At 69.0% G+C, this 25582-nt stretch carries 27 protein-coding genes; 25 read left to right on the forward strand and 2 right to left on the reverse strand.

Annotated elements, in window-relative coordinates:
- Positions 1-123 precede the first annotated feature (123 nt).
- The 9 genes from G401_RS0119955 (at position 124) to G401_RS0119995 (ending at position 8778) form a co-directional block, all read left to right on the forward strand.
- Entirely contained in the window at positions 124-1029 is a 906-nt protein-coding gene (locus tag G401_RS0119955) for a glycosyltransferase family 8 protein (RefSeq protein ID WP_027343900.1), read from the forward strand.
- A gap of 167 nt (positions 1030-1196) precedes the next feature.
- Positions 1197-2591, forward strand: a complete 1395-nt coding sequence (locus G401_RS56790) for a glycosyltransferase family protein (protein WP_027343901.1) — start codon at positions 1197-1199, stop codon at positions 2589-2591.
- A complete protein-coding gene (locus tag G401_RS0119965) occupies positions 2588-3190 on the forward strand; it encodes an AAA family ATPase (protein ID WP_027343902.1) in 603 nt (200 codons plus the stop codon). Before G401_RS56790 ends, G401_RS0119965 begins: the two co-directional genes overlap by 4 nt.
- Positions 3187-4140 (forward strand): Gfo/Idh/MocA family protein, encoded by a 954-nt coding sequence (locus tag G401_RS0119970; RefSeq protein WP_027343903.1) that lies wholly within the window; start codon positions 3187-3189, stop codon positions 4138-4140. The genes G401_RS0119965 and G401_RS0119970 overlap by 4 nt, the downstream gene beginning before the upstream one ends.
- Positions 4137-5090 carry a phosphotransferase family protein gene (locus G401_RS0119975; protein WP_027343904.1) on the forward strand — a complete coding sequence of 318 codons (954 nt, stop codon included), beginning with the start codon at positions 4137-4139 and terminating at the stop codon, positions 5088-5090. The genes G401_RS0119970 and G401_RS0119975 overlap by 4 nt, the downstream gene beginning before the upstream one ends.
- Entirely contained in the window at positions 5081-6139 is a 1059-nt protein-coding gene (locus G401_RS0119980; RefSeq protein WP_027343905.1) for a Gfo/Idh/MocA family protein, read from the forward strand. Before G401_RS0119975 ends, G401_RS0119980 begins: the two co-directional genes overlap by 10 nt.
- Positions 6136-7242, forward strand: a complete 1107-nt coding sequence (locus G401_RS56795) for a DegT/DnrJ/EryC1/StrS family aminotransferase (RefSeq protein ID WP_051366882.1) — start codon at positions 6136-6138, stop codon at positions 7240-7242. The genes G401_RS0119980 and G401_RS56795 overlap by 4 nt, the downstream gene beginning before the upstream one ends.
- Positions 7235-7732, forward strand: coding sequence for an NUDIX hydrolase (locus G401_RS52985; RefSeq protein WP_245601798.1), 498 nt, complete (start codon positions 7235-7237; stop codon positions 7730-7732). The genes G401_RS56795 and G401_RS52985 overlap by 8 nt, the downstream gene beginning before the upstream one ends.
- A gap of 2 nt (positions 7733-7734) precedes the next feature.
- Entirely contained in the window at positions 7735-8778 is a 1044-nt protein-coding gene (locus G401_RS0119995) for a phosphotransferase (RefSeq protein ID WP_051366884.1), read from the forward strand.
- 166 nt (positions 8779-8944) lie between these two features.
- On the opposite strand, the gene G401_RS0120000 is transcribed toward G401_RS0119995, so the two are convergent.
- On the reverse strand, positions 8945-9655 hold the full coding sequence (locus G401_RS0120000; RefSeq protein WP_027343907.1) for an SDR family NAD(P)-dependent oxidoreductase: 711 nt from the start codon (positions 9653-9655) through the stop codon (positions 8945-8947).
- 4 nt (positions 9656-9659) lie between these two features.
- Positions 9660-10988: a hypothetical protein gene (locus G401_RS0120005; protein WP_034592346.1), complete on the reverse strand. Its 1329-nt coding sequence runs from the start codon at positions 10986-10988 to the stop codon at positions 9660-9662.
- 411 nt (positions 10989-11399) lie between these two features.
- Between G401_RS0120005 and G401_RS0120010 the strand changes: the two genes are divergently transcribed.
- From G401_RS0120010 to G401_RS47010, 16 genes are all read left to right on the forward strand, one after another.
- Positions 11400-13709 carry a sensor histidine kinase gene (locus tag G401_RS0120010; RefSeq protein WP_169734216.1) on the forward strand — a complete coding sequence of 770 codons (2310 nt, stop codon included), beginning with the start codon at positions 11400-11402 and terminating at the stop codon, positions 13707-13709.
- The gene (locus G401_RS0120015; protein ID WP_051366885.1) at positions 13706-14140 is read left to right on the forward strand and encodes a roadblock/LC7 domain-containing protein; all 435 of its coding nucleotides are present in this window, start codon (positions 13706-13708) and stop codon (positions 14138-14140) included. The genes G401_RS0120010 and G401_RS0120015 overlap by 4 nt, the downstream gene beginning before the upstream one ends.
- Positions 14133-14732 (forward strand): GTP-binding protein, encoded by a 600-nt coding sequence (locus G401_RS0120020; protein ID WP_027343911.1) that lies wholly within the window; start codon positions 14133-14135, stop codon positions 14730-14732. The genes G401_RS0120015 and G401_RS0120020 overlap by 8 nt, the downstream gene beginning before the upstream one ends.
- A gap of 25 nt (positions 14733-14757) precedes the next feature.
- Positions 14758-15975, forward strand: coding sequence for an ABC transporter substrate-binding protein (locus G401_RS0120025; protein ID WP_027343912.1), 1218 nt, complete (start codon positions 14758-14760; stop codon positions 15973-15975).
- Between the two features lie 135 nt (positions 15976-16110).
- Positions 16111-16893, forward strand: coding sequence for a class I SAM-dependent methyltransferase (locus G401_RS46995; RefSeq protein WP_051366887.1), 783 nt, complete (start codon positions 16111-16113; stop codon positions 16891-16893).
- Between the two features lie 5 nt (positions 16894-16898).
- On the forward strand, positions 16899-17744 hold the full coding sequence (locus G401_RS0120035) for a branched-chain amino acid ABC transporter permease (RefSeq protein WP_051366888.1): 846 nt from the start codon (positions 16899-16901) through the stop codon (positions 17742-17744).
- On the forward strand, positions 17741-18676 hold the full coding sequence (locus G401_RS0120040) for a branched-chain amino acid ABC transporter permease (protein ID WP_084557395.1): 936 nt from the start codon (positions 17741-17743) through the stop codon (positions 18674-18676). The genes G401_RS0120035 and G401_RS0120040 overlap by 4 nt, the downstream gene beginning before the upstream one ends.
- Positions 18673-19374 carry an ATP-binding cassette domain-containing protein gene (locus G401_RS47000; protein WP_051366889.1) on the forward strand — a complete coding sequence of 234 codons (702 nt, stop codon included), beginning with the start codon at positions 18673-18675 and terminating at the stop codon, positions 19372-19374. The genes G401_RS0120040 and G401_RS47000 overlap by 4 nt, the downstream gene beginning before the upstream one ends.
- Positions 19371-20042 carry an ATP-binding cassette domain-containing protein gene (locus G401_RS47005; protein ID WP_051366890.1) on the forward strand — a complete coding sequence of 224 codons (672 nt, stop codon included), beginning with the start codon at positions 19371-19373 and terminating at the stop codon, positions 20040-20042. Before G401_RS47000 ends, G401_RS47005 begins: the two co-directional genes overlap by 4 nt.
- Positions 20042-20206 (forward strand): hypothetical protein, encoded by a 165-nt coding sequence (locus G401_RS55960; protein WP_157545914.1) that lies wholly within the window; start codon positions 20042-20044, stop codon positions 20204-20206. The genes G401_RS47005 and G401_RS55960 overlap by 1 nt, the downstream gene beginning before the upstream one ends.
- Positions 20203-20880 (forward strand): hypothetical protein, encoded by a 678-nt coding sequence (locus G401_RS0120060; protein ID WP_027343915.1) that lies wholly within the window; start codon positions 20203-20205, stop codon positions 20878-20880. The genes G401_RS55960 and G401_RS0120060 overlap by 4 nt, the downstream gene beginning before the upstream one ends.
- Complete coding sequence (locus G401_RS0120065; protein WP_157545917.1) at positions 20877-21728, forward strand: hypothetical protein; 852 nt, start codon at positions 20877-20879, stop codon at positions 21726-21728. The genes G401_RS0120060 and G401_RS0120065 overlap by 4 nt, the downstream gene beginning before the upstream one ends.
- Entirely contained in the window at positions 21725-22072 is a 348-nt protein-coding gene (locus tag G401_RS0120070; protein WP_027343917.1) for a hypothetical protein, read from the forward strand. Before G401_RS0120065 ends, G401_RS0120070 begins: the two co-directional genes overlap by 4 nt.
- Before the next feature lie 36 nt (positions 22073-22108).
- Complete coding sequence (locus tag G401_RS0120075) at positions 22109-23200, forward strand: hypothetical protein (RefSeq protein WP_027343918.1); 1092 nt, start codon at positions 22109-22111, stop codon at positions 23198-23200.
- Positions 23201-23398: 198 nt separating this feature from the next.
- A complete protein-coding gene (locus G401_RS0120080) occupies positions 23399-24352 on the forward strand; it encodes a hypothetical protein (protein ID WP_027343919.1) in 954 nt (317 codons plus the stop codon).
- 299 nt (positions 24353-24651) lie between these two features.
- Positions 24652-25551 (forward strand): alpha/beta fold hydrolase, encoded by a 900-nt coding sequence (locus G401_RS47010; protein WP_034592351.1) that lies wholly within the window; start codon positions 24652-24654, stop codon positions 25549-25551.
- Positions 25552-25582: the final 31 nt, after the last annotated feature.

A 25582-nucleotide genomic window follows, 5' to 3' on the forward strand; every position in this document is an offset into this window, starting at 1 on the left:
CTGTGTGAATCCGGCGCCACGGCCCGCCCGGTTCACACCCTGCCTACTCCGACCCCGATGCGATGCCATAGAGCAACCCCGATCAAACCGGTCGGGGCATGCCGAGTATGCCGGGGTGGACTCATGGTGGACACGTGTTCGCAGAACCTTCCGCTGGCACCGATCGTCTGCGGCATCGACGACGCATACGCCCGACCGCTGTGCGCCTTGATCACCTCGATCGGCGCGGCGCACGCCGAGACCGCCGAGCAGCCGAGGATGATCATCCTGCATCGCAGGCTGACACCGCAGAGCCGCTCACTGATCGACGCCTGCGCTGCGGACGCGAACCTCGCGTTGCGGTGGCACGAGGTCGAGCCGGCGGTCGTGACTGGGCCGGTGTCGGGCTGGGTGTCGGCCGCGGCCTACCTGCGGTTCGCGCTGCCCGAGCTCGCCGTCTCGGAGCGGCGGGTGCTGTATCTGGACGCCGATGTCCTGGTGTTGCGTGACCTGACGCCATTGCTGCGGATGCCGTTGACCGGGATGCCGCTCGCCGCCGTGCAGGATGCCCAGAATCCGATCGTCGGGACCGGCCTGGCCCTGCCGGGCTGTGACCGCATCGGGGTGCCCCGCGGTCGGGCGTATTTCAACTCCGGCGTCTTGCTCGCAGATCTGGAAACCTGCGCGGGGGAGCAGGTGTTCGAGCGGGCCGGCCGGTTTCTGGCCGACTTCCCCGACCAGGTGCTGCTGTGGGATCAGGATGCCCTCAACGTCGCCGCGGACGATCGGTGGCTGCGGCTGGACCGGCGGTGGAACACCGTCGCCATGTCAGCCCTCGCGCGGATGCCGGGCTTCTTCCACACCACCGCCGAGCCGCACATGCCTCTCGCCGGGCTCCTGGCCGACGAAGAGACCGCCGCCATTCTGCATTTCACCGGCCCGGTCAAACCCTGGCATCCGGCCTTCCCTGCCGGTGCGCTGCGTACCCTCTACGAACAGTTCCTGCCACCGGACGTCTTGAGCGACGCGTGCACCGGGGCTGCGCTATGACCGCGGCTCGCCGACGGCCTGGATGGGCCGACCCGTGGCTGTGGACGGTGGCCGGCGCCGCTGCTCGGCACGCGGTCGGAGCGTGGCGTCTACGCCAGAGCCTCGCCTTTCTGGACGCCTCTCGTCGCAGCCTCCCAGCCGATGGCCCGTCGAGCGCTTCAGCGCCGGTGCTGCATCTGGTGATTCCCGTGCTCTGGGAACAGCAGCACGTCGCCGGTGCCGTGCGCTGGTTTGCCGACCTTGCCCAGCAGATCCCCGGCTGTACCGTGACCTTCGTCAGCACCGCCCGCGAGGAACACGAGCGACAGCTGCTGATCGGCCGACTCACCGGGCTCACTGCCGCGGCGGTGACCGCCCGTCGTTTCCCGCAGCTCACCCCGGACGACGTCGACCAGCTGAGCAACCTCGCCAGGCTACAGCCACTTACGGAGGCCGACGCCAGAACCGTGCTCGGCGGCCGTCGGCTCACCGGGGACGTGCTCGACACTGTGCTGGCCGCCCGCCCCCCGGCCGGCGTCGTCCGGCACGTGCGCTACCCAGGATCCGGTCGCAAGGCCGCCCAGATCAACCACGCCGTCGCCGGCCTCTCCGAGAAGGATCCCGGACTGGCGTACGTCGTGGTCTACGACGTGGACTCCCGCCCCGACGTGGCGATGCTGCGGTGCACCATCGAACACCTGCTGCACCGGAAGCAAACGACCGGTCGGTTGCCGCTGGTCGTGCAGCAGTCAGCCCGGTTTCACACGGCCGGTAGCGCGCGACGTGGTTGGGAGCGGTCGATCTGTCGCGGCTCGGCCACCGTTCAGACACTGTGGACGCTTCGGCGTGAGATCCCGTCGTTTCGACGGTTTGCGTACGCCGGCGCGCACGCGACGGGCCTTAGCGCGGTGGACGCCGCGCGTCGCGGGCTGGTGCAGACGGTGGGTCACGGCCTGCTCGTCCGCCTGGATCTGTTCCGGGACCTGGAGGGGATGCCGGAGTACACGACGTTGGACGACCTGCCGTTCGGCTACGCCCTCACGCTCCGCGGCATTCCCGTCGATGTGCTGCCCGTCTTGCTCGACGCCCCGGCACCCGAACACGCCGCCGAGCTGGTGACGACTCTACGTCGCTGGTGGTCGTCCTATCTGGACTATCCGGCCTGCGCGAAGGCTGCCTACCGCAACGGTGTCGGAGATCGCGCCGAGCACGCGGCTGCTCTGGCGACCGCCGGTTACCGGGCTGCCGCGTGGCTGGCGGCCGGACCCGCGACGGCCATCTGCGCCGTCGCGGTCCTACGCCCATCGAGTCGACCGTTGGTACGGCTGCTGGGCGCGGCAGCGCTATGGCTGGGCTGCGTAACGCCGGTCCGCATGTCGGCCGCGGCCGAGCCCTTGACGCCAGGACCGGCGAGCCAGGCGCAACAGGCGGTCGAGGTCTTCGCCGCGTACCTGGTCCGCGGTCTCGGCCCAGCGACCGCCGTCGGGTCCGCCGTGACCCGCCATTTGCGTGGGCGCATCACAGCCGGGCTGGACCTGTCGCCCAAGACCTATCACCGCAGCTCTCCTCGGGAGGAATCATGACCGTCACCATCGGGCTGGAAGGCGTCAGCTGCGTCGGCAAGACCACCCTCGCCCGCGAAATTGCCCAACGCCTGGACGCCGCTGTCGTGGCCTGCTATTACCACATCGCCCCGGACAAAACCCTGCTGCCGCCACCGGACTCCACCACCGCAGCAGCCCAAATGGCCGCGTTGACGGTGCTGCTGCAGCTGGAGCAGCACCGCTACCGCCTCGTCCAGAACACCGCATCGCCGGTGGTGATTCTGGATCGGACCGTCGACACGCTTCTCGCGCACGCCCACGCCGTGGGCCGCCGGCACGGCTACGACTGCGACGACCACGCCCGCCAGCTCGCCCTGTCCCAGCAGATCGTGGTGCCCGAGTTGACGCTGCTGCTGACGGCCGGCGACGAGGACCGCGAACGCCGGGCAGCTCGGCGCGTCGGGATGCCCACCTTGTTCTACGCCCCGGACTTCACCCGTGACTTCAACGCCTACTTCACGCATCCTCTGGCCAGCCGCGTTGTCGTCCTAGACACCAGCGGCGACGACACGACCACGACCGTCGCCGACCACGCTCTTCAGATCGTCGCCGACCATTTGACGGCGAGCGTTCGATGAATACCGTCATCGTCGGTTGCGGGGCGATCGCCGATCGGTGGGCACGAGCGCTCCAGGCCGACGGCCGTGCCAATGTGGTCGCGGTCGCCGATCCCGACCAGCAGCGCGCCGAGCATTTGGTGCGTCAGCGGTTCCCCGCGGCCGCCGCTGTGGCTGATCTGCGGCAAGCGCTGGGTGTGACGTCGGCCGACGTGGTGGTGAACTTGACGCCGCCCGACCGGCATCCGCAGATCATCAGCCAGGCACTCGAAGCGGGCCTGCATGTGCTGACCGAGAAGCCACTCACGCTGCACCTGGCCGACGCGCTCGACCTGGCCCGCCTGGCGCAGGAACGCAACCTGGTCCTCGCGGTCATGCACAACCGGGCCCTCGACCCGCGATTCGCCGCCTTCGCCCAGCCGCTGCGCGACCGGGGACCGTACACCGTCAGCGCCGACGTCTCGGTCACGCTGACCACGCCAGGATTCCGGGCCGATACCGACCGGCCTGTCCTGACCGACCTGGCCGTGCACGCCTTCGACCAGGTCCAGAGCCTCATCACAGCCGCACCTTTGACGGTCACGGCGACCGAGATCGGGCTGCCGTTCCTCGCCGATCATTGCAGCCTGGCCACCGTGACCGTCGCCTTCGCTGACGGTTCCGTCCTGGCCTACCGCGGCAGCTACACCACAGTCAGCACTCGTGCTGGTGCCTTGGGCCGCTGGCACGTCACCGCAGACGCAGCGTCCGGGCAGTGGGAGGTCGAACCGGCTGCTGTGGGCGCAGTGCCTGCGTATCAGACGTGCATCACGACCATGATCGACGCCGTCGGAGCCGTGCGCGCCGGTCGACCGCCCGTCCGACCGACGATTGCCCTGCGGTCGAGCGCGATCCTTGACGCGGCACTGGTCTCAGCCGCCCGGCACGGCCGCACCACGACCATCCACTGCATCCCGCAGGTCGCCTCATGAGCGATCCATCCAGCGACCGGCGCACCACGGTGACGGCGATTCTGGCCGCCGCCGGGTTTCACGGCCCGCATGCACCGCTGGCGCTGTTCGACCGCGGTCACGACAACCACGTCTACGCCACCCGCTGCGACGGCATCGACCTTCTGGTCAAGACGCCACGCACCAGCCAGGTCCGCTACAGCACCGCCGCATGGGCGGCCACCCGACTCGCCGTCGCCGGCGTACCGGGCCCGCGTGTGATCGGCTACAGCGACCAGCTGCTCATCGAAACCCGCTGCCCCGGCACCGCCCTGGCCAACCACCTGCTCAACCCCGCCACCGTCGAGCAGGTCGGCGCGCTGCTACGCCGCCTGCACACCGTTACCGTCACCGGCTTCGGTCAGCTCGACGCCACCGGGACAGGCCGCCATGCGACCGCCGAGCAGTGGCTGATGCGCCTGCCCGACCTCGGCACCACCGCCAACCGCGAGCAGCACCAGCTACACGCCGCCGCCCTACGCGCGATCCGAGAACATCTCCCGCTGCTGGCTGGCGAACCGGCCCGGCTGCTGCACGGCGACCTCACCGCCAGCCACATCATCGTCGACACACCACATCGTCCCGGCGAGCTCCGTGTGACCGGGTTCGTCGACCTGGAAAGCGCCCGCGGCGGCGACCCCCTCGCCGACCTCGCCGGCTGGTCGCTCAACGAACCCGCCGCCCACATCCGACCACTGCTGGACGGCTACTTCGCCGAGCCACCCACCGCGGCCCACCTCCTACGTCTGGTGCTGTACCGCATCCGGATCAGCATGGCCACCCTCGCCCGCCACCTCGCCGAACACGAGCAGCCAGCTGCCGATCTGCGGACCGCGCAACTGCGCGCCGACCTCGACGACCTCCACTCCGGCAACCTGCACCTCGTGCCCCGCATCACCGCACCCCTCAAGGAAGGCCACCCATGCTCGTGACCACCGACGGCCGGTCCCGGACCGCCGTCATACCTCACCTCCTCGCGTCCGGCGCCGATCCCATCCGCGTCGGTATCGTCGGCGCCGGCGAACAGACCGCCAGCCACCTCGCACCCGCCCTCCTGCACATCCCCGGCGCCCGGATCACCGCGATCGTCGACCCCGACACCCGCCGCCGTGACGCCCTCGCCGCGCGGCTCGGCGTCCCCGCGGGCCCGGCCACCCTCGCCGGTGTGCTGGACAACGGACTGGTCGACTGCATCGTGGCCGCCTGCCCACCCCAAGCGCACGAACAGATCGCCGCCACCGCGATCAACGCCGGCATCCCGGTGTTCGTGGAGAAACCCCCTGCCGTCACCACTGCCGCGCTCGCCGCTCTGGCCGCCGCCGCTGACCAAGCCTGCATCACGACCGGCGTCGGGATGAACTTCCGCTGGGCCACGCCGATCCGTCACCTTCAGACGGTCCTCGATGCCGAACGACCCGACGCGCTCGCTCTCGCCGTCCGGCACGTGGCCGCCAAGCCCACCACCGGCTTGTGGGGACTGCCGCTGTGGACGAGTTTCCTGCTCGCCCAGGCCATTCACCCGATCGACCTCATGCTCACCCTCGTCGGCACGCCGCTGCGCGACGTCCACGCGACTGGACACCGCGATGGCGACAAGATCTGGCTGACCGTCCAGCTGCACCACACCAATGGCTCCGTCAGCACGCTGCACTGCTCCAACCTCGCCCCCCGGTTCGAGCACCGCATCGACCTGACCACCACCAGCGCCACCTCGGCGAGCCTGCACAACCTCGCCGACCTCACCATCACCCGCCCCAACTCCGAGCACGCCGAGGCTGGCGTACCCGCGCTGAGAGGCACCGCCTCCCACTGGCGGCCCAGCCCCCTGGACACCGGCTACCAGCGCACCGGGTTCGCCGCCGAACTCGCCGCGTTCTGCACCGCCGTGCGGACCGCTACCCGATTCACCCCCGACCTCGCCGACCTGCTGCCCACTTACCGGGTCCTCGACCAGATCACCCCCACCGGAGTCCAGCCGTGAGCGCCCCGATCGACACCGCGCACCTGTACCTGGATGCCACCGACCGACAGGCCGTCCTCGAAGTCCTCGACGCCGGCGACCTGTCCGGCACCGCCGACATCGTCGCGGACTACGAAACCGAGCTGGCGACCTGGTTCGGCGGATCGCACGCCATCGCCTGCTCGTCGGGCACCGCGGCGCTGCACCTGGCCCTGCTCGCCCTCGATGTCGGCCGCGGCGACGAGGTCATCGTCGCGGCCACCGGCCCGGCCATGACCGCCCTGCCGATCCTCGCCGTCGGCGCCACCCCGGTCTTCGCCGACACCGCCGGCCCCGACACGTTCGCCCTGTCCCTGACCGATGTCGAACGCAAACTCACCCCGCGCACGCGAGCCGTGATCTGTGTGCCGATGTGGGGCTACCCCGCCGACCGACCAGACCTTGCCGCCGCCTGCCACACGCGGGGTATCCCGCTCATCGAAGACGCCTCCCAAGCCCACGGCACCCTCATCGACGGACAGTACGCCGGCACCCGGGCCACCATCGGCACGTTCTCCACCCACCACCGCAAACTCATCGCCACCGGCGAAGGCGGCTTTTGCCTCACCGAGAACCCGGACCTCGACCAGCGCCTGCGTCAGCTACGCAACCTCGGCAAACAACCCGGCCACGGCTTCGGCACCGCGTTCGGCCTCAACTACAAACTCCCGGCCATCGCCGCCGCGCTCGGCCGCACCCAGCTCGGCCGGCTGACCCAACGCCTCGACCACCGCCGCCACACCCTGCAGACCGTCGTCGACCGCCTGTACGGTCTCAACGGCTTGCACCCGCTTCCTGCCGTCGGTGGCAAGCCCAACGGGTACGCCGCCGTGTTCACCACCCACGGCCCGGCCGCCCCGTACGCGCACCGGCTCGCCGCTGCCGGGATCACCAGCGACCCCACCCGATACCAATACCAGGCCCTCTACCACCTGCCAGCCTTCGCCCAGTACGCACCCGCAGCGCCCTGCGCGAACGCCGAAACGCTGACCCGGTCGCTCATCACCATTCCGTGTCACGAGGGTGTCGGTCCCCACGAACTCGACCACATCACGGCAGCATTGACCGGTGACCCGGATGCGTAAACACGCCACCGCCAGCGTCTTCCTCCTCAGCAACCACCACGGCGACTGGCACATCGGCCTCATCCACCACCCACGCCTGCACCGATGGATGCTCCCTGGCGGCCACGTCGAACCCGACGAGAACCCCGCCGAAGCCGCCCTCCGCGAAGTCCAAGAAGAAACTGGCCTGAACGCCCGCCTCGTCACGACCGAACCACGCCGATGGGACGACGTCCTCGGAACCGTGCCGCTACCCGCCGGAATCGCCGAACAACACGTACCACCCGAGACCCGGCTCCCCGAACCCCACATCCACGTCGACCACCTCTACCTCGCGGTCGCCGACCCCACCCAGACAGCCGAACCCGAACTGCCGTTCGCGTGGTACGCCGTCAACGACCTCGACAACCTCGACATGTTCCCCGAAACCCGGACCGCGGCACAGCGCATTCTCACCGACATCGACGCTATCGGCCTCGCGGCCGGCGCTATGACGGCCGCAGGAGCCTGAAGGTGCCCTCCATCCCGTACGCCCTCGACGCCGCCACGCTCGAACACCTCACCAACGCCTACCGCGTCGACGTCGGCAGCGGACTTCACGTGTCCTATCTCGACGCCGGGCTGATGAACCACAACTGGCGCCTCACAACGCCCGACGGCACCCGGTACGCCCTCAAACAGCTTCTCGACGTCCCGCTACCCGAAGCCCGCCGCAACCTGAACGTCCTCGCCGCCCTCCACAAGTCCGGCCTACCCACCAGCCAACCACTCACGGACGCCACCGGCGACCACGTCGTGGAGACCGGCGGCCACGGCTACTGCCTCATGACCTGGATCGACGGCACTCACCCCGAAGGCACCCAACTCACCGTCGACCAAGCTCACCAGCTCGGCCGAGTGGTCGGACAAACCCAGATCGCGCTCAACCAACTCGATCCCGGCCTCGGGCTGCATCCGCCAACCCACGCCCCCACGACCAAGAACGCCAGCCCCGAACAAGCAGTCGCCCGCGCCCACCACTACATCACTGCCGCCACGAACAGCGGCACCGCGTTCGACCAGGCCATCATCGACAGCCTCACCCGACGCATAGCCCTCATCAAACGCCACACGGCCGATCAACCCGCAGGCCAGGCGAACCTCGGTCCCTACGGCTGGACCCACGGCGACCTGCAACACCGCAACATTCTCTGGAGCGACGGGCAGATCGCCGGCATCATCGACTGGGACCGCATCCGCGTCCGCTCCTTCGCCGAGGAAGCCGCCCGCACCGCCACCATCCAATTCGCCACACACGACGACATCGACCTCGAACGCGTCGCCGCCTTCGCCACCGGATACAGGACCGTCATCGAAATCGCCGACCACGAACTCGCCGACAGCCTCCACCGTCTCTGGTGGAAACGCCTGACCGACTTCTGGCACCTCGACCTGCACTACAACCGCAACGACACCAGCTGCGACGACCTCTTCTTCACCGGCGAACACACACTGACCTGGTGGACGGAACACCAACGACAACTAGAGACACTGTTTACTAGCAACGGAAGCGCATAGCGTGAATTATTGGTAGGGCGCCGATCCTACATTGGGCATCCCTCCGGACTACCTCCTGATAGTCAGCCTGCCGTCGGTCATAAGGACAAGATCTGGCTCGCGGTCAAACCATCTCGGCGCTCCACTAATCCGCTCGCCGCCGACCGGATTGTCGCCTAACGACTGGTTACCATTCGAGCAGCTTGCCGTCGAAGAACAATTGACCGCTGGGGCCGTTGTCGGGCAGCGTTGCAAGCCACACAAACGTGTCCGTGGCTTCTGATGGCTGGCGGTCGGCTTTGCCATACGCCAAGCGCGTGTCGACTTTGCCTGGCGACGCTGCATTGACCAAGATGTTGTCAGCTTGCAGTTCCGTCGCCAGAATGCGGGTCAATGCGTTGAGCGCTGCCTTCGATGTCCGGTAAGCGACGCTTCCGACACCGAGGTTGGCTGATGTGCTCATATGAGTCGTGACATTGACAATCCGGCCATAGTCGTTGCGTTTCATCTCCGGAATGGCAGCGGTGCAGCAACGCCAGGCGCCCATCAGATTGGTATTTAGCGTGGCGCAGACCTTCTCCATATCGGCAGCCGCAGCGAGCTGGCCACGATCGATGGCGACTGCGGCATTGTTCACTAGCACATCGAGTCTGCCGTACGTGAAGCCGACATCGGCCATCGTACGCGCGACGCTGGCCGGGTCAGTGATGTCCAGCTGATGCGCGGAGGCAGCCAGGCCCTCGCGCTGAAACTCCTCAGCGGCGCTCTGCGCAGCCTGTTCGGTCCGGCTGGTGACCACGACGTGCAGACCTGCCGCGGCCAGGTCGTGTGCGATCGCCTTGCCGAGTCCGCGGTTGGCCCCGGTGACGACAGCTACCCGCCGTGGCGTTTTGGTCATGTAGCTATCTGATCAGAGCGCGGACTTGGTCGTCCAGTGCGGCGGTCGAGGAATGCCGAGTCTTCTTCAACCGGCGGTGCGTGTCGTCCAGGCGCTGCCGGTTGCGAATCGACCGTGCGCTGGCGACGTCCGGCACAGCGTTTTGAACCAACGCGCACGCATGCTCGACGTCGCCGAGGTTGAGTACGGCATCGGCTTGCCAGATGTAGTAAGTCGCGCGGTCTCGGCTGCGATCCGCGGGCTGGAGCATGAGCGTCTCGCCGAGCCATCGATTGGCCAGGCGCCAACGGCGTAGCAGCAGATAGCATGCGGCGACCTGTGCACAGTACTCGGCCTGATCAAAATAGTTGGCCCAGGCCGGGGCTGGCTGCCGATCCGCTTTGACCATGGCGGTCTCGGCTTCGGCAAGAAGTCGTTCGCATTCCACAGCTTCGCCACGGACGGCGTGGGTGCGGGCCTGCCGAACGGTCAGCATCGCTCGAACTCGGGCGGGAGCGTCCCTGGCGCCGTCCCGGGCGGCGCGGGCCAACGCGAGTGCTTCTCCCGTGAGATTGGCGTCGACGCGTTGCAAGCTCATGCATTTAAGAATGTTCGCGCCCAGTCCGCGGTCGTTCGCCGTGTGGGCGGCGTGCAGAGCCGCCACCCAGTAGCGTTCGGCGGCGCTGTGGAAGCCGACATCGAAGCTGGCCCAGCCAGCGATGCGACCAAGTTCGGCGGCGACTTGAAGTAGCCGCCTTCCGAGACTCTCGGTGTAGGAGCCGCTGGCTAGAAGATCGGTTACCAGGCGTAGTTCGGCATCGACGAGTCCGCGAACGCTGCCGCCACCGAGACTGAAGTCCATTTGGCGCAAGGCAGGTAGCCGCTGCTCGAAGCAGGCAACCAATGTCTCATCGATGCGGCCGCCCCGTAGGACGGAGGTGAGCTGAGGTGCCTCGATGGTCTTCCATTGGTCGGCCAGTATCGAGGCGACACCGGTGCCGAGGACCATGAACGCGCGACGGTCCACTAGCGCGGTCCCGGCCGTCGAGTCGAGTAGGCCGACGGCGCCGTCCAACGACCAGGGAGCCTGGACGTTAGCGCCCTCCCCGATGGGCAACCAGCCCGGCCATCCAAGACTTGCCACGAGCTTGGGGTCAACCCCCAGCTCCGCCGCGAGTGCGAGTTGTGCATCTGCATCAGGCGTGACACCCCAGTTTTCCCAGCGCCACGCCTTCTCACGGTGCGCGGCCATGTTGCCGACCCGCTGCGCGATCACGTCGACGAGATCTTGCAGCGTCCAGTTCCGTTCGTATCGAACGTAGCTCAGGGGATGCACAAGCCGGTCGCTCGGCACAGGTGATCTCCGTTGCGCCATGACAGGCCCTCCAATGCAGATACCGCATTCTAGACCCGCTGGCGTCCCTCAAGGTCCACTGTTTCAACATCAATTTCGATGAGACAACAGTGAGACTACGGAGCTGATCTGGATCCCTCCGATAGGTGTGCGCTTTCCTGGTTTCGGAGCAGGCGATCGTTGTTTTCCAGGCGCGAAGGCGCTTCAATGCGCCAACTGAGCTGGTGAAGCAAAGGGCGCTTGAATGGGCCGCTTGGACGACTGCGTCAGTGGGACCCGATGGTCACTGTCCAGTTTGCGTGCCGGTTCGATGCAGTGTGTCCGCAATGGACGTGCGCACGTCTGCATCCTGATTCGGTTCTGGCTGGATCACTGCCAGTCAGATATGAGCGATTTCGGGGGAGGCAGTTCATGTCCGCTGGTCTGATGAAGTCGGCGGAGGCCGCAGCCTCGCATCGACGGCGGGCTCACGCACTGGATCGGCGCCGTTGGTGGCGCCCGGAGGATCATCGACTGCGTCGGAAGATGTTGGCGATCTTGGTCCTTCCGGTGGTCATGCTGCTCGTCATCTCCGGCTTGCTTATCGCAGGGAACGCGGGTGAGGCGGTGGCGGCACGCCGGCTGGTAGCTCTCGCTCGCTTGTCTGCGGCGTCTGGTGAGTTGGCGTCTCGGCTGTCCGATGAGCGGGCCCAGGCGGCGGTGACGGTGATGGGCGGATTCGGTGATTTCGCTGGTGTGGCGAACGCTGTGGATGCCGCTTCGGCGTCGTGGCGGTCGGCGCGTCACGCCGTTAGCGATGGCGGCGGGGATGGCGAGGCGGCGCTGCGGCGGGTTGAGGTTCAGCTGGACGGTCTGGTCCATCTTCGTGAAGAGGCGAGGAATGGCAGGCGTACCGCCTTGTCGGTGGTGGTCTTGCGGTATCAGCTGTTGATTGCGGCGTTGCTTGATGTGCGGCAGACGCTGATCGTGGCCGGGGCGCCGGCCGAGCTTGCGGTTCGGGTTCGTGCGGCGGTGGCTCTGTCGCAAGCGGCGGAGTCTGCGGGGCAGTTGCAGGTCAGCGTCCTTCGGGCGAGCAGGCTCAGTGCGGTGACCCCGGCTGCGGCAGCGCAGATCGCGTCGGAACGGGCGGGCTGGTCGGAGTCGTTGCAGGGCTGGACCACGGGAGCGCCGCCGGCCTGGCGGGTGCTGCTGGACCAGTCGCTGACCGGCGATGACGTGTTGACCGCGCAGCGCCTGGATGGTGCGGTGAGCCGCACTGCCGTCGGGGATCGGCTGGTGGTTCCCCTCGCTGATTGGATGTCGGCCCAGAACGGTCGGCAGGAGCGGCTACGGCGGGTGATGGCTGCGGCCGACGCTGCGGTGGTTGTCGACCTCGCGGCGTGGGGTCGTGAGCGTACGGCCAGCGCAGTGACGACAGGTCTGGTGACGTTGCTGGCGCTGACGCTGACGATTTGGCTTGCGTCCTTCGTAGCCCGCCGTACGATCCACCGGTTCACGACCTTGCACCGGCAGGCCGTGCTGATGGCTGGATCCGGCCTGCAGAAGGCGGTCCAGGACCTGTCGGGCCGCTCGGACCTCGAACAGTACGACTCTGTCAGCGCTGCCAAGTTGGTCGCACCGCTACTGGAGGAGACAGGCGCTGACGAGGTCACCGATGTCACTCGGGCGTTCAACGAGGTGCAGCTGACCGCGCTGGGACTTGCGGTGAGCCAGGTCGTTGCCCGTCGGGCGGTCAGCGGCGCTGTTGTCGACATTGGACGGCGGGTGCAGCGGTTGTTGCACCAGGTGACCAAGGGTCTGGACGCGGCCGAGGCGAAGGAGACCGACCCGGAACGACTCGGCCGCCTGTTCCACATCGACATGCGGGCGGCGCTGATCTCCCGGCTGAACTCCAACCTCCTGCTTCTAGGGGGAGTTCCCACCGGCACGCACGGCCGACCCGAATCTCTCAACGACGTCATCCAGGCCGCTGTCTCGCACGTCGAGGACTTCCAACGCGTCACCGTCACCTGCCGCACCGACATCCTGGTCCGTGATGAGGCAGTCGATGCCGTCGTCCAGGCCCTCTCGGAGCTGATCGACAACGGCTTGAAGTTCTCGAATGCGCCGGTGCACGTGGAAGCGGCCGTTATCGACGGTACGGCGATCGTGCGGGTCACAGACCGCGGCGTGGGCATGAAGCCAGACGAACTACCGAAGGCCAATCAGCAGCTGGCTGGCGTACCCGACACCGACCGGCAGGTCCCCGGCTTGCGCCGGATGGGACTTCAGGTCGTCGCACTCATAGCCGCACAGCACCAGCTGGACGTGCGGCTGCAAGCCGAGGACATGGGCGGCACGGCGGCATCGATGCACCTGCCTGCCGCACTGCTACTGCCCGCACCGCCGGCTTCTGCGGATCCGGTCGTCCGCACTGACCTGGTCGGCGCCCGGCGCGGGGTAGTTCCCCGTCCGCTGGATCGCACTGACCTCGGCCGCCAGTGGCCGCCGCGCGTGCCGCCGGTCGAGGCGGCCGACCCGGCGACGACCGTGTCCGGGCTGCCGGTACGCCCCAGGTCGCCCGCCGCACTCGAACCAGCGCGGCGGGTTGTCGTTGCCGCGCCGCGCGATCACCAGGTCCGGGCCGCGTCCCTGGCGGCTATGCAGCGAGTCTTCCGAACCGGCCGTGCACGCCGGGTCGCCCGTCCATTCACCGAACCTTCGCGAGGAGAACGACCATGACCGCGCTCAGCGAACAGCTCACGGACGAGCCGGGATCGGCCGTCGACACCGGCCTGGTACTCAAGCTGCTCGACGACGTGGTCGCAGCAGTGCCGGGGATCGAACACATGTTGTCGGTGACCGGCGACGGGCTGCTCCAAGCGGCCAGCAGCGACGTGCCTCGCGACATGGCCGACACGCTCGCCGCGGTCGTGTCCGGGCTGATCTCGCTGGGCACCAGCGCCGACCCGATGCTCAACGGCGGTGGCCTGGCGTCGATGGTCCTGGAGTTCCACGCCGGCTACCTGATCGTCATGCCGGTCCCCGACGGAACCCATCTGGCCGCGACCACGAGCGACAATCCGGACCTAGGCCAGATCAGCTTCGAGCTGATGTCCCTGGCCGAAAGGTTCGGCGCGACCGCGTTGAGGGTCGGTCGCCGGAATGCGTAGCGCACCACCGGCCGCGACGTCGTTGAAGGTCCTCGTCGCCGGCGGGTTCGGCGCCGGGAAAACCACCTTCGTCAATGCGGTATCCGATATTCCGGCGGTGACCACCGAAGCCCCCATGACCGAGGCGAGCGCCGGTGTCGACGACCTGTCGTTCGTGCCCGACAAGCGATCCACAACGGTCGCGATGGACTTCGGCCGCGTCGACCTGGCCGATGACATTCACCTGTACCTGTTCGCGACGCCGGGCCAGGAGCGGTTCTGGTTCATGTGGGACAACCTCGCCCGCGGTGCCATCGGCGCGGTCGTCCTCGCCGACGTCCGGCGCCTGGGCGACTGCTTCGCGGCGATCGACTACTTCGACCACACCCGCGTGCCGTACGTCGTCGTGGTCAACCGCTTCGACGGCGCGAGGGAGTATCCGGCCGCTGATATCCGCGACGCGCTGACGGTCGACGCGCACGTGCCGGTGCTGTTCTGCGACGCGCGCAGCCGCGACGGAGTCAAGACCACCCTGATCGAACTGGTGCAGCACCTGCTCCGCCGACGCGGTGTCGCCGCCCCTGATCGGCGGGCTCTGCCCGTCGCCGTGTAACCCCTGCGATCAAAGGAACCCCTTCATGACCTCCCCTTCCCTGCGGCGCATGCTGACCACCGTCGCGGCCGCAACGCTCGTGGCAACTGCCGGGTGTAGCGGCTCCGCACTCGATGACCATCCCGACTCTGCCGCGGCCGCGTTGCCGATCGGCATGGTGGCCGCCCGGACCGGCGTCTACAAAGCGGTCGGCGACGATATGATGCACGGCTTCCAGCTCTACCTGGATCAGCACGGCGGCAAGCTCGGCGGCCGACCGGTCAACCTCATCGTGGAAGACGAGCAGGCCGGCGGCGAACCGGCCCGCACCGCCGCGCAGAAGCTGATCACCGCCGATCACGTGGTCGCGTTGACCGGCATCGTCGCCGGAAACTCCATCTCGGCGGTCAAACCGCTGCTCGACCAGTACAAGGTGCCGCTGCTCGGCTCGAACGCCCGCCCGGCCGTCGGTACCGAGAAGGGACAGATCCCGGACCTGAACTGGGTGTGGCACACCAGCTACATCTCCACCGAGCCCGGCGAGGCGATGGGTGCCTACGTCGCCGCCCACGCCGGGGGTCCGGTGTGGATCGTCTGCCCGGACTACCAAGGCGGCTACGACGAATGCGGCGGTTTTCAGAAGGCGTTCCTCGCCGCCGGCGGAAAGGTGGCCAACCCCGACGGGAAGATCGCCTGGACGCCGTTCCCCAGCACGACGAACTTCCAGCCGTACCTGACCGCGATCCGGGACTCGGACGCCGCAGCGGTCTACACCTTCTACGCCGGCGGATCCGCGATCGACTTCGTCAAGCAGTACGCGCAGTTCATCGGGCCGAAGATTCCCTTGTACGCAGCCGGCTTCCTCACCGAGGGATCAGTCCTCGCCGCCCAGGGCGACGCCGCGAAGGGCATCCGCAACAGCCTCAACTACTCCCCGGACCTGTCCAACCCAGCCAACAGCAAGTTCGTCGCCGACTACCAGTCCAAATACGGCAGCCTGCCGACGACGTTCTCGATGGCGTCGTTCGACGCGGCCGCGGTGCTGGACAAGGCCATCGCGGCCGCGGCCCGCGGGGAGGTCACCGCGGCGTCGATCAACGACGCGATCGGCGCCGTCGGCCAGATCGACTCCCCGCGCGGCGTGTGGCAGTTCTCGCTCAAGACCCACACCCCGGTACAGACCTGGTACCTGCGCGAAGTGCGGATGGACGGACCGGTCCTCAACAACATGCTCGTCCAGGAACTCGGCACCCTGGGCGGCTGACCACAAAGGACCTTACGGCACCTCCCCTGGGGTGGGCGGGTCCGGCGCCGCGAGCGCCGTTGAGCCGGCGTACCCGACCGGCGCCGCCCCGCCCACCCCACCTTCCGCACAGACCACGAAAGGCACCGATCACCAATGACCGCCGGCTACGCGTTCACAGGTACGAAGGCCGTCCCCGACCAACTCGCCGCCCTCACCGAAGGCTTCGACCCGTTCACCCGCCGATCCCTGTCCACCATCGGGATCGTGCCCGGTTGGCAGGTCCTGGAGGTCGGTGCCGGGACGGGCACGATCGCGAGGTGGATCGCCGACCAGCTCGGCACCACAGGCATCGTGTCGGCCACCGACATCGACACCCGCTACATCCCGAGCCACCGGGCCATCACCGCATTGCACCACGACATCGTCACCGGGGAGCTTCCCGCCGACTTCTACGACGTAGTCCACGCGCGTCTGGTACTCATGCATCTGCGCCAGCGTGAAGAGGTCGTGCGTCGCCTGCTGGGGGCGCTGCGGCCAGGGGGCGTGCTGGTGCTGCACGAGTTCGACTGCACCGTCCCGCGCGCGGTGGTGTGTGGGGATAACGACCAGGTGGACCTGTTCGCCAAGGTCGTCGACGGCATCAACTGCGTCCTGGACGATGCCGGGGCCCGGCTGGACTGGGGAAGCACCGCCGCCCGCGTCCTGGTTCGCCAGGGCTTCACCGGCGTGACCGTGACCGCGCACGCCGAGAGCTTCGTCGGCGGCAGTCCGTGGGCGCGGCTCGGTGCGATCAACACCATCCAGCTCGCCGACCGGCTGCACGGCTGCGGGTTGAGCGCCAACGACCTGTACGCGTTCCGGATGATGATGGACGATCCGCGGTTCTGCGCGATGTCGTACCTGATGACCTGCACGGTCGGGCGGCGTCCGGCGTGAGCATTGTGGGGATCGCTGACGCCGCCGCCATCGGGCTGCTGTACTTCGTGATCGCGTCCGGGCTGACTCTCATCCTGGGCTCGTTGCGGATACTCAGCCTCGCCCACGGCAGCGTCTACCTGGCCGGCGGCTATCTGGCCTGGCTACTGCACGCCGACACGCCCAGCGGGTTCGTGCTCGCGTGCGGTGCGGCGATCCCCACCGGCATCGCTATTGGCGGGCTGTGCGCGGCAGTGACCTGGCCGCTGCGTGCGTACGGGCACCTCGCTCAAGCTCTGGCCACCCTCGGGCTCAGCCTGATCGGCGGCCAGCTGATCGCGGCGGCCACCGGCGGAACCTGGTTGCCGGCCAAGCCACCACCGCCGCTGGCCGCCGTTATCAACCTGGCCGGCCACCGATATCCGGCCTACCGCCTGGGATTCATCGCCGTCGCCGCTGTGATCGCCGCCGGCCTGTGGTGGGTAATGACCCTTACCCGCGCCGGGATCGTGGTCCGGGCGGTCGCCGACGACGCGCAAATGGCTGCCTCCACCGGCATCCGGCCGTCATTCGTCCACACAGGAGTGTTTGCGGCCGGGACGACGTTGGCGGTACTGGCCGGAGTGCTGGCCGCGCCGATCCTCCCGGCCGGCCCTGGCGTGGATGAACAACTGCTGGTGTGGAGCCTGATCATCGTGGTCCTCGGCGGCCCCGGCGACCTACGTGGCGCTTTGGCCGCATCGCTGGCGGCGGGAACGGTGTCGGCGATCGGCGTGGTCGTCCTGCCCACCCTCGCCCCATTCCTGCTCCTCGTACTGGTACTGGTAGCCCTCGTGGTGCGCCCGGCCGGGCTCGGACGGAGCCTGGCATGAGGCGCCGCAACCTTGCGCGTCCGGCCGCGCTCATTGTGGCGGTGCTAGCGGTGCCGTTCGTGGCCGACGCGTACGCCACCACGGTCGCCGCCCGGATCCTGGCCCTCGGGCTGTTGTCGGTCGCCGTGCACCAACTGTCGGCCCGCCCTCATCTGGCGTCGCTGGGACACGGCGCCTACTTCGGCGCCGGCGCGTACGTCACCGCCGTCCTCGACCACGCCGGGATGCACCTCGGGCCGGTGCACCTGGCCGCCGGCGCCGCCACGGGGGCGGCCGCCGCCGGCGTGGCCGCGGTCGGGCTGGCCCGACTACGGGGCCTCGGTTACGTGCTGGCCAGCCTCACCGTAGGGCTGCTCGCCGCGACCATCGCCGTCAGCTCCCGGACGGTGACCGGTGGCAGCGACGGCATCAGCGCCGGCCCGCCCGTCTTGTGGCCGGGAACCGGCCGCCTGCAAGGAATCGGGCCGACGTACCTGTGGATCGCCGCGATCGTGATCGCCGCTGGGCTTCTGCTGGCCGCGCACGCCCGCTCTCCGCTGGCGATCGTGCTGATCGGGATCGGCGACGCCGAGCAGCGGATGCGGTCGATCGGCTACCCCGTCGGGCGGGTGCTGTGGACCGCCCACGTGATCTCCGGCGCGACCGCCGCGACGGCCGGGGTGCTGTGGATGCACGCCACCGGCTACATCGCCCCCGCCGATCTCGGCCTGTCCACCGCGGCCGTCGCCCTGGCCGCGGCGACGATCGCCGACCAGCGCGGCCTGATCGCCACCATCGCCGCCACCGGCGTACTCGTCCTGGCCCGCGACGTCGCCACCAGCTACCTGCCGCCGGCCGGATTCGGGCCGCTGTGGCTGGGCGTACTGCTCCTCGCCCTCGCCTACGCCCCGCTCGCCCGTCGCCTGCGCGCCCCACGGGAGGCCACGGTATGACCGGCAACCTCCTCCTGCACGTCGACCGAGTAACCCACCGCTACGACAACCTGGTGACCGTCGACAATCTCAGCCTGCCGCTCGAATACGGCCAGCGGCTCGCGCTGCGCGGCGCGAACGGCTCCGGCAAGACGACACTGCTCAGCCTCATCGACGGGACCCTCACACCCGCGTCGGGCCGCATCATGTTCGCCGGCAACGACATCACCACCTGGCCGCCGCACCGGCGCGCGGCGTTCGGCATCGCGCGGGTCTTCCAAACACCGCAGGCCGCCGCCCGGCTCAGCGTACGCGCCAACATCCTGCTCGGCGTGCGCCAGCACCGCCACCAGGGCCTCAAGGCCCTGCCCATGACCGCGGCCATGGCCCGCGAACTGGATGCGAACGCCTACGAGATCGCCGCGTGGGTCGGCCTGACCGGCTTGGCGGACGTGCCCGCCGGGCTGCTGTCCTACGGCCACCGCCGCCAACTCGACCTGGCGATGGCCCTGGCGATCGAGCCCGTGCTGCTCCTGCTCGACGAACCGACCGCCGGGCTATCACCGGATGAGACCGTCATCATCACCGGGCTGCTGCGCGATCTGCCGCCCCGCATCGCCTATGTGCTGGTCGAACACGACACGGTGGTCGCCGACCGCACCACGACGGCCGCCGTCCGCCTCGGACCGACCGCCGACAATACGCAGGTGCTGCGATGACCCGACCTGTTGTCCAGCTGGAGCGGGTCACCGGCGGCCACGACCGCCACCAGGTCCTGCACGACATCACCATGACCCTGCACCGTGGGCAGATCGGCCTGCTGACCGGCCGCAACGGAGCCGGCAAGACCACCCTGATCTCCACCGTGGCCGGACACCTGCCCGTCACCGGCGGCCGCATCCTGCTGCACGGCCGTGACATCACCCGCCAGTCCGCCTACGCGCGGGCACAGGCGCAGATTGCTGTTGTCCCGCAAGGCAAACGGCTGTTCGGGTCACTGACCGTCGCCGAGCATCTTGCCCTCACCGGCGCCCCGGCCACCGTCCAAGCGCAGATCCTCGACCTGCTGCCCGCGCTGCGCGACAAGCAGCGCTCGCGTCCCAGCCAGCTGTCCGGCGGCCAGCAACAGATGCTCGCCATCGCCCGCGCCATCGCGATGCCGCCCGCGGTCCTGCTCCTCGACGAACCCGCCGAAGGACTCGCCCCGCCGGTCACCGCAGCGCTCGTCGACATCATCACCATCCTGGCCGAACGGGGAGCCGCGGTCCTGATCGCCGACCATGCCCGCTTCTGGCCCGCCAATACGACCTGGCACCTCGACCGCGGCCACCTCACACCCGCCTGCCAGCACACGACCGTCCATCCGCAGACCCTGGAGATGCGCTGATGCCCCTGGAACTCGTCACCCCGCCGATCGGCACGCTCGCCGACTGCCGCACCTGCGGCCGGCTGGCTACCTGGGACGCCGTGCACGGCTGGATGCACGTGGCGACCGGTCACCCGCCCGACACGCCGCCGCATCCGGCCAGCATCGACTGGGCGCCCCGATGAACCGCCCCGGCCGGGCCCGCCAGCGACGGGTCCTCGCGTGCTGTACGGCCGACTGGGACCCCGATCCGGCCGAGGACCTCGGTGAGTTGCCGCCGTTCGACATGGATGCTCTTCGGACCCGCGCTGCCGCCGGGGACTTCCGGCCGATCCGCTGGACCCGGCACCTGCGCGTCGCCGTCCACCAGCTGCTGCACTGCCGCGGCGACCTGCGCAGCATCACGTGGGCGTTCGGGCCGGTGTTCTGGCCGTTTCCCCGACACGCCAGGCCGACAGTGCAGCCGGACCCGACCGGCCGCGTCTCGTCGGACCCACCACGATCGGTCACCGTCCAGCCGATCACGGATCCACCCACCGGCAGCCGGGCGACAGCGTCGAACGATCTGATGTGGACAGACGTGCCGCCGGGGATCGACATGGCCCAGCTGCGCGTGCGAGCCGCCGCCGCCGACTACGAGTTCCTGTCCTGGAGGGTCCACCTGTACGTCGCGATGGAGATCACCGGCAGCCACCTTCGCCTGCGGCACTGGCGGCTCGTCCGCGACTGCTGGGCGGCCGTGGTGACCTGGCCCGCGCAATACGCCCGCCACCAGCGCCGCGCCCAGCACCACGCCGCCCGCCGGGCCGCGGCCCTGGCCGACATCACGCAACCGGCGACGAGCGGAGACCGGCGATGAGCGCGTACCCGAAGGTGTTCCCAGCCCCAGCTGCCAACGCCCTGCGCGACCTGGGCGTAGAGCTACAACGGCGCCATGTGACCTGCTACCTGCCCGGCCGACGCGCGTACTACGGCACGTATCAGCAGCAGCGGGTCGTGGTCACGGTCCGGCTGCTCCTTCGACCGGACGCCGTCGCCAGCCATAACATCGAGCAAACGCTGTACCACGCGGCTGCCGGCGGGGACTGCCCGCTACCGCTGCCGACTGCGATATACCTCGACGAGTACGTCACGGTCGCCGCCGCGTTCAGCCAGCCGACCCCATCGGACAGCGTCTCCGAGGCGGCGTTGGTCGATCTGCTCGACCGGCTGAACTGGCTGCACACCTGGACCCCGCCGCCACCGCACGACCAACCGCTGCCCGAACCGCCGATCGCCAGCACGCTGTCGAGGTACCACCAGTGCGGCCTGCTGCGCCAAAGTACCGCCGCCGCGATCCACGCGGTTGTCGGCGTCAAACCTCGGCGACGGCTCGAACTCGGCGACGGCCCGCTCGACCGATGCCAGTTCAACCCAACCGCGCTCAGCGCGCTGTTCGGACCGTTCGACGCCGGCTGGCGGCTGGCCGGCTACGACTGGGCGGAACTGCATCTGCGCTTCGCCGACACGCATCCGTGGCTGGCCAAGGAACTCATCGAACGGTCCGAACGCGCCAACCTGTCGGTCACCTACGCCGCGAGCCTCGTCCTTGCCGCCTGCCGGCAGTTGTGCCGCGGAGGCATTGACCCACAACGGGAGCAACGACTTCGTGGGCAGCTCGAAGCCGCCCAACGCCGCCTATATCTGCTCTACGAGGCGTCGCTATGAGAGATCCCACCGCCACCGCCACCGCCACCGCGAATGCGTGGCGCTGGCACGAGATGCGGCAATCCATCGCCGCGCGCTGCCTCCTGCTGTGGCTGTTCACCGGTGCGATGCCAATGGCGATCATCGCCTGGCAGACCGCCGACGATCCGCTGTACGCCCTACGCTGGCGCGTCCTGCTGGTCGGCGTCGTCCCGGCCGCCGCCCACACGGTGAGCGTCGGATATGCCCTCGGTGTCCTGGCCACCCGCGACCCGGCCGTCTCCCGCATACGCGCGCGCTGGCAGGCCCTCACGTTCGCCCTCGGCGTCGCCACGTATCTGATCGCCGCAGCTACCGACCCGTAACACCTCTCAACCCCGCTTTGCCGGCCACCGTGCCCGATGGACAAGCAGAGCCCGACCAACCCCAGTGCGCTCCCGTTCCTCGCCATCGGCACCAGCACCGACCAGGTCTCAACTTCGGAGAAGCAACCCATGCCCACCACCGCCCGCGCCGCCGTGGATGCGCGACCCGTTGCCCTCGGCACCGTCGGATCGCGCCGCCCGCCGGCCCGCGTGGTCGTGCCCCGCGGGTGCATCGACCCCGCGATGTGGCAGGCCGCAGTGCGCCTGCTGGAACGCCACACCGGCGACGACAGCTGCCCGTCCTGCCGCCGCGTCTGCCCCTACGCGGCGATCTGCCGGGCCGGTCTCGACGTCGCTCAGGGACTGCCGACCCGGCACGACACCTGGTGGTGGCACCAAATGCAGCAACACCATCAACATCGCGTCCGCCTGGTCATGCCACCGACCACCGACCCCGCCCGCATCCACCCCGCCCTACCCGCCTACCTGCACCACCTCCACGAGCACTGCGCACCCCTCGCCGCCGCGCGCGAGGCCGGGCACGTCGTGCTGTCGTCGTTTCAACCCCGGCCGTCCTCCGCTGCCGATGTGTTCGCCAAGATCTACGCCGCCGCCGAAGGTGTACGCATCCGCCGTCGCAGCGACGCCGGCCGCCACGCCTGCGCCGTGCTGGCCTGGCTCGGCCCCACCGCCGCCGACAACCACAACGACCTCATCGCCTACCCGGCCCACCTCGCCCGAGCCCTGTACGCGCCAACTGGACTCGTGATCGCCGACTTCGCGCCCGGCCCACCACGGCCCAGCCGCCGCGACCAACCCATACCGGCCCCGCCGATCGGACTGGTCATCATCCGCGTCGGCGTACCCGCCGACCGGCACCTGATCGGCCCCACCACCAACCCGCAGCTGATCCCGGCCCTCGACGACGACGGCCACGACGTCATCTCTGCCACCCTGACCCGATCGCGCGGCAGCCTCACCCCGCGCAGCGCCTTCCGCCAACTCGAACTGCATGTCCTTGCCCGCATCGAACAACAACCACCACCCGCTGCGGTCCCGCCGTCGGCGGTGCCCGATCGTCCAGCGCGCCGGCTCCGCCGCCGATCCACCGGCCAGCCCACGCAATGACCGCGACCCGTCAACGAGCGGCACCACCCCGCAGTCGTGCACCGCCGACCGAGGCCGACGCGCGCTCGCCGCCGCCATGTATAGCCGCCATCGTGCGTTGCGCAGCCGCCAGCGTCCGACCTGCCGTGCCCGCAAGGCCAGGCAGTATCCCGGCACCGCCGTCGGACACCCATCCACACACCACCGAGGAAGGACTCCATGTCCACCAGTACAGCCCCTACGCCGCCGCGCCCCGCCGCGCCCAAGCTGTCTCGCCGCGCCATCGTGGCCATCGTCGCGGCCGTTGTTCTGCTCGCCGTCGCCGCGATCGTCTTCATCCTCCCGGTCGCGCGGCACCCGGCCGCCATCGCAACCTCACCCAGCGCTTCCGCGAGCATGGGCAACCCGCAGCCGTCCACCGGCGGAACGATGCTGACGACGCTCGCCCGCGACACCGCCGCGCTTCCCGCCGCGCCGCGGACCGGCACCTACGAATACCTGCGGCACATCATCTGGGGACCCAAAGAAAAGATGGTCTACGCCGTCGATGAACGAACCTGGCGCCAGCCCGACGGCATCGCCAAGTACGCGGTAGACCGCCACCAAGACTTGGCCGCCAAGGGCTTCGACCCGATGACCGCCAACCTCGACTTCGCCAGCGGGGCCGCCAACGTCCGCGTTCTCGACGCCATCCAAGACCCCGACATCCACGACCAGCCCGACATCATCCTGGCCGACAGCGGCGACCCCGTCGCCCAACTGAACTGGTACCTAAACACCGCCCGCAACAGCCAAACCGCCGACACCCAACGACAAATCCGGGACCTGATCGACATCTACCACCACCAGCTCGTTCCGCCGAAGTTGCGCGCGGCGATCCTGCTGGCCCTCGCCCAGCTGCCCGACACGACCTCCACCCACCACAGCGACACCGACCCCCTGCACCGCGACAGCATCGCCTTCACCACGACGTTCACCGACAGCGACGTCACCATCCTCGTCGACCCGGCCACCGGGCTGATCAACGCCGTCCGGGAACGGTTCAAGGGCCGACTCTGGGAGTACACACTGTTCTTTCCCGCGGAGTGGACCGCCATCCGCGGACCGGGCCCCGCTCAGCCCACACCGGCATCCACCATCCACCCGTCCACCGCACCGGCCCCGCGAACCTGATCCGGACACCCGTCCGTCGCGTGACCTCGACGACGGGGCCAGCGTCGCAGGACACGCCGCCGACCGGCAGTGACTGATGCCGAGACCGCACGTCGGCGCGCTGAGCGCCTTCGCCGCAATAGCCGGACTCGCCGCGCGGTGGCGTACCCGCACCGGTACGCCACCGCCGTCCGGCGACCGACACCGAAGCAGACGCCGCCGGCCACTCGCCCCGTCGCGAAGCTCACCCCCCACGCTGCCGAGCTTCAGCACCTCCAGCGCTACCGACCGCCACACCCAGACCAGACCGGAGACCCCGCATGATCGTCGAAATCGACGGCCCGATCTCCTACGTAGAACACAGCGGCCCCCCCGACGCGCCGCGAGTGGTCTACCTCCACGGGCTCGGCGGCTCGCTGAGCAACTGGAACGACCTCGCGCTGCGGATGCGAGCGCATGTCCGCGGTACGGCACTCGACCTGCCCGGATTCGGCCGGTCGCCGTCCGCCGGGCGCCGCACCACCGTCACCGCGAACGCGAACCTGGTCGGCCGGTTCCTGAAGACCGTCGTGGGCGAACCGGCGATCCTCGTCGGCACCTCGATGGGTGCGCTGATCTCGATCCTGCTGGCCGCGACCGAACCCGACCTCGTCCCCGCGCTCGCACTGATCGCACCACCATGGCCGCTGACCGGACCGCCACGAGTACATCGCGACGTTGGCCGGTCCGCGCTCGTCAGCGGCATACCCGGCCTCGGCGAACTCATCCTCGCACGGCGTCTGGCGACCGTTCCCGCCCACCAGCGCGTCGAGCAAACGCTACGGCGCTGCTGCGCCGACCCGACCCGCGTCAGCGCAACCATGCGGCAAGCAACCATCGCCGACGAAGAACTCGTCACCCAGGAAGGTTTCCGCCGAGCCCGCGACTACTTGTGCGCCGCCCGCTCGATCGTGCGTACCCTGGCCCAGCGTCACACCCACACCCGACGCGTGGCCGACCTGCCGCAGCCCGTCCTGCTCATGCACGGAACCGCTGATCGCCTCGTCCCCGTCGCGGCCGCGCGAGCCGCCTCGAACCTCTTGCGACACGGCACCTACCGCGAGGTTGCCGCCGGGCACATCGCACACATGGAAACGCCCGACGACATCGCTGCGGCCCTCTTAGCGTGGCTGGCCACCGTCACCCCACAACACCGACCCGAGTTCAACGGTATGCAGTAAACGGTCACGACCGACGATGGCACCACTCGAT

Source organism: Hamadaea tsunoensis DSM 44101, assembly GCF_000428945.1.
Taxonomy (GTDB): Bacteria; Actinomycetota; Actinomycetes; order Mycobacteriales; family Micromonosporaceae; genus Hamadaea; species Hamadaea tsunoensis.

Bases quoted from the DNA above. Each gene is read 5' to 3' on its own strand.
- G401_RS0119965 (WP_027343902.1), top strand. From the start codon at position 2,588: ATGACCGTCACCATCGGGCTGGAAGGCGTCAGCTGCGTCGGCAAGACC.
- G401_RS0120015 (WP_051366885.1), top strand. From the start codon at position 13,706: ATGACCGCGCTCAGCGAACAGCTCACGGACGAGCCGGGATCGGCCGTC.
- G401_RS0120020 (WP_027343911.1), top strand. From the start codon at position 14,133: ATGCGTAGCGCACCACCGGCCGCGACGTCGTTGAAGGTCCTCGTCGCC.
- G401_RS47000 (WP_051366889.1), top strand. From the start codon at position 18,673: ATGACCGGCAACCTCCTCCTGCACGTCGACCGAGTAACCCACCGCTAC.
- G401_RS52985 (WP_245601798.1), top strand. From the start codon at position 7,235: ATGCGTAAACACGCCACCGCCAGCGTCTTCCTCCTCAGCAACCACCAC.
- G401_RS0120060 (WP_027343915.1), top strand. From the start codon at position 20,203: ATGAACCGCCCCGGCCGGGCCCGCCAGCGACGGGTCCTCGCGTGCTGT.
- G401_RS0120070 (WP_027343917.1), top strand. From the start codon at position 21,725: ATGAGAGATCCCACCGCCACCGCCACCGCCACCGCGAATGCGTGGCGC.
- G401_RS55960 (WP_157545914.1), top strand. From the start codon at position 20,042: ATGCCCCTGGAACTCGTCACCCCGCCGATCGGCACGCTCGCCGACTGC.
- G401_RS0120065 (WP_157545917.1), top strand. From the start codon at position 20,877: ATGAGCGCGTACCCGAAGGTGTTCCCAGCCCCAGCTGCCAACGCCCTG.
- G401_RS0120075 (WP_027343918.1), top strand. From the start codon at position 22,109: ATGGACAAGCAGAGCCCGACCAACCCCAGTGCGCTCCCGTTCCTCGCC.
- G401_RS0120000 (WP_027343907.1), bottom strand. From the start codon at position 9,655: ATGACCAAAACGCCACGGCGGGTAGCTGTCGTCACCGGGGCCAACCGC.
- G401_RS0120025 (WP_027343912.1), top strand. From the start codon at position 14,758: ATGACCTCCCCTTCCCTGCGGCGCATGCTGACCACCGTCGCGGCCGCA.
- G401_RS47010 (WP_034592351.1), top strand. From the start codon at position 24,652: ATGATCGTCGAAATCGACGGCCCGATCTCCTACGTAGAACACAGCGGC.
- G401_RS0119955 (WP_027343900.1), top strand. From the start codon at position 124: ATGGTGGACACGTGTTCGCAGAACCTTCCGCTGGCACCGATCGTCTGC.
- G401_RS0120010 (WP_169734216.1), top strand. From the start codon at position 11,400: ATGTCCGCTGGTCTGATGAAGTCGGCGGAGGCCGCAGCCTCGCATCGA.
- G401_RS47005 (WP_051366890.1), top strand. From the start codon at position 19,371: ATGACCCGACCTGTTGTCCAGCTGGAGCGGGTCACCGGCGGCCACGAC.
- G401_RS0120040 (WP_084557395.1), top strand. From the start codon at position 17,741: ATGAGGCGCCGCAACCTTGCGCGTCCGGCCGCGCTCATTGTGGCGGTG.
- G401_RS0119980 (WP_027343905.1), top strand. From the start codon at position 5,081: ATGCTCGTGACCACCGACGGCCGGTCCCGGACCGCCGTCATACCTCAC.
- G401_RS46995 (WP_051366887.1), top strand. From the start codon at position 16,111: ATGACCGCCGGCTACGCGTTCACAGGTACGAAGGCCGTCCCCGACCAA.
- G401_RS0119975 (WP_027343904.1), top strand. From the start codon at position 4,137: ATGAGCGATCCATCCAGCGACCGGCGCACCACGGTGACGGCGATTCTG.
- G401_RS0119970 (WP_027343903.1), top strand. From the start codon at position 3,187: ATGAATACCGTCATCGTCGGTTGCGGGGCGATCGCCGATCGGTGGGCA.
- G401_RS0120080 (WP_027343919.1), top strand. From the start codon at position 23,399: ATGTCCACCAGTACAGCCCCTACGCCGCCGCGCCCCGCCGCGCCCAAG.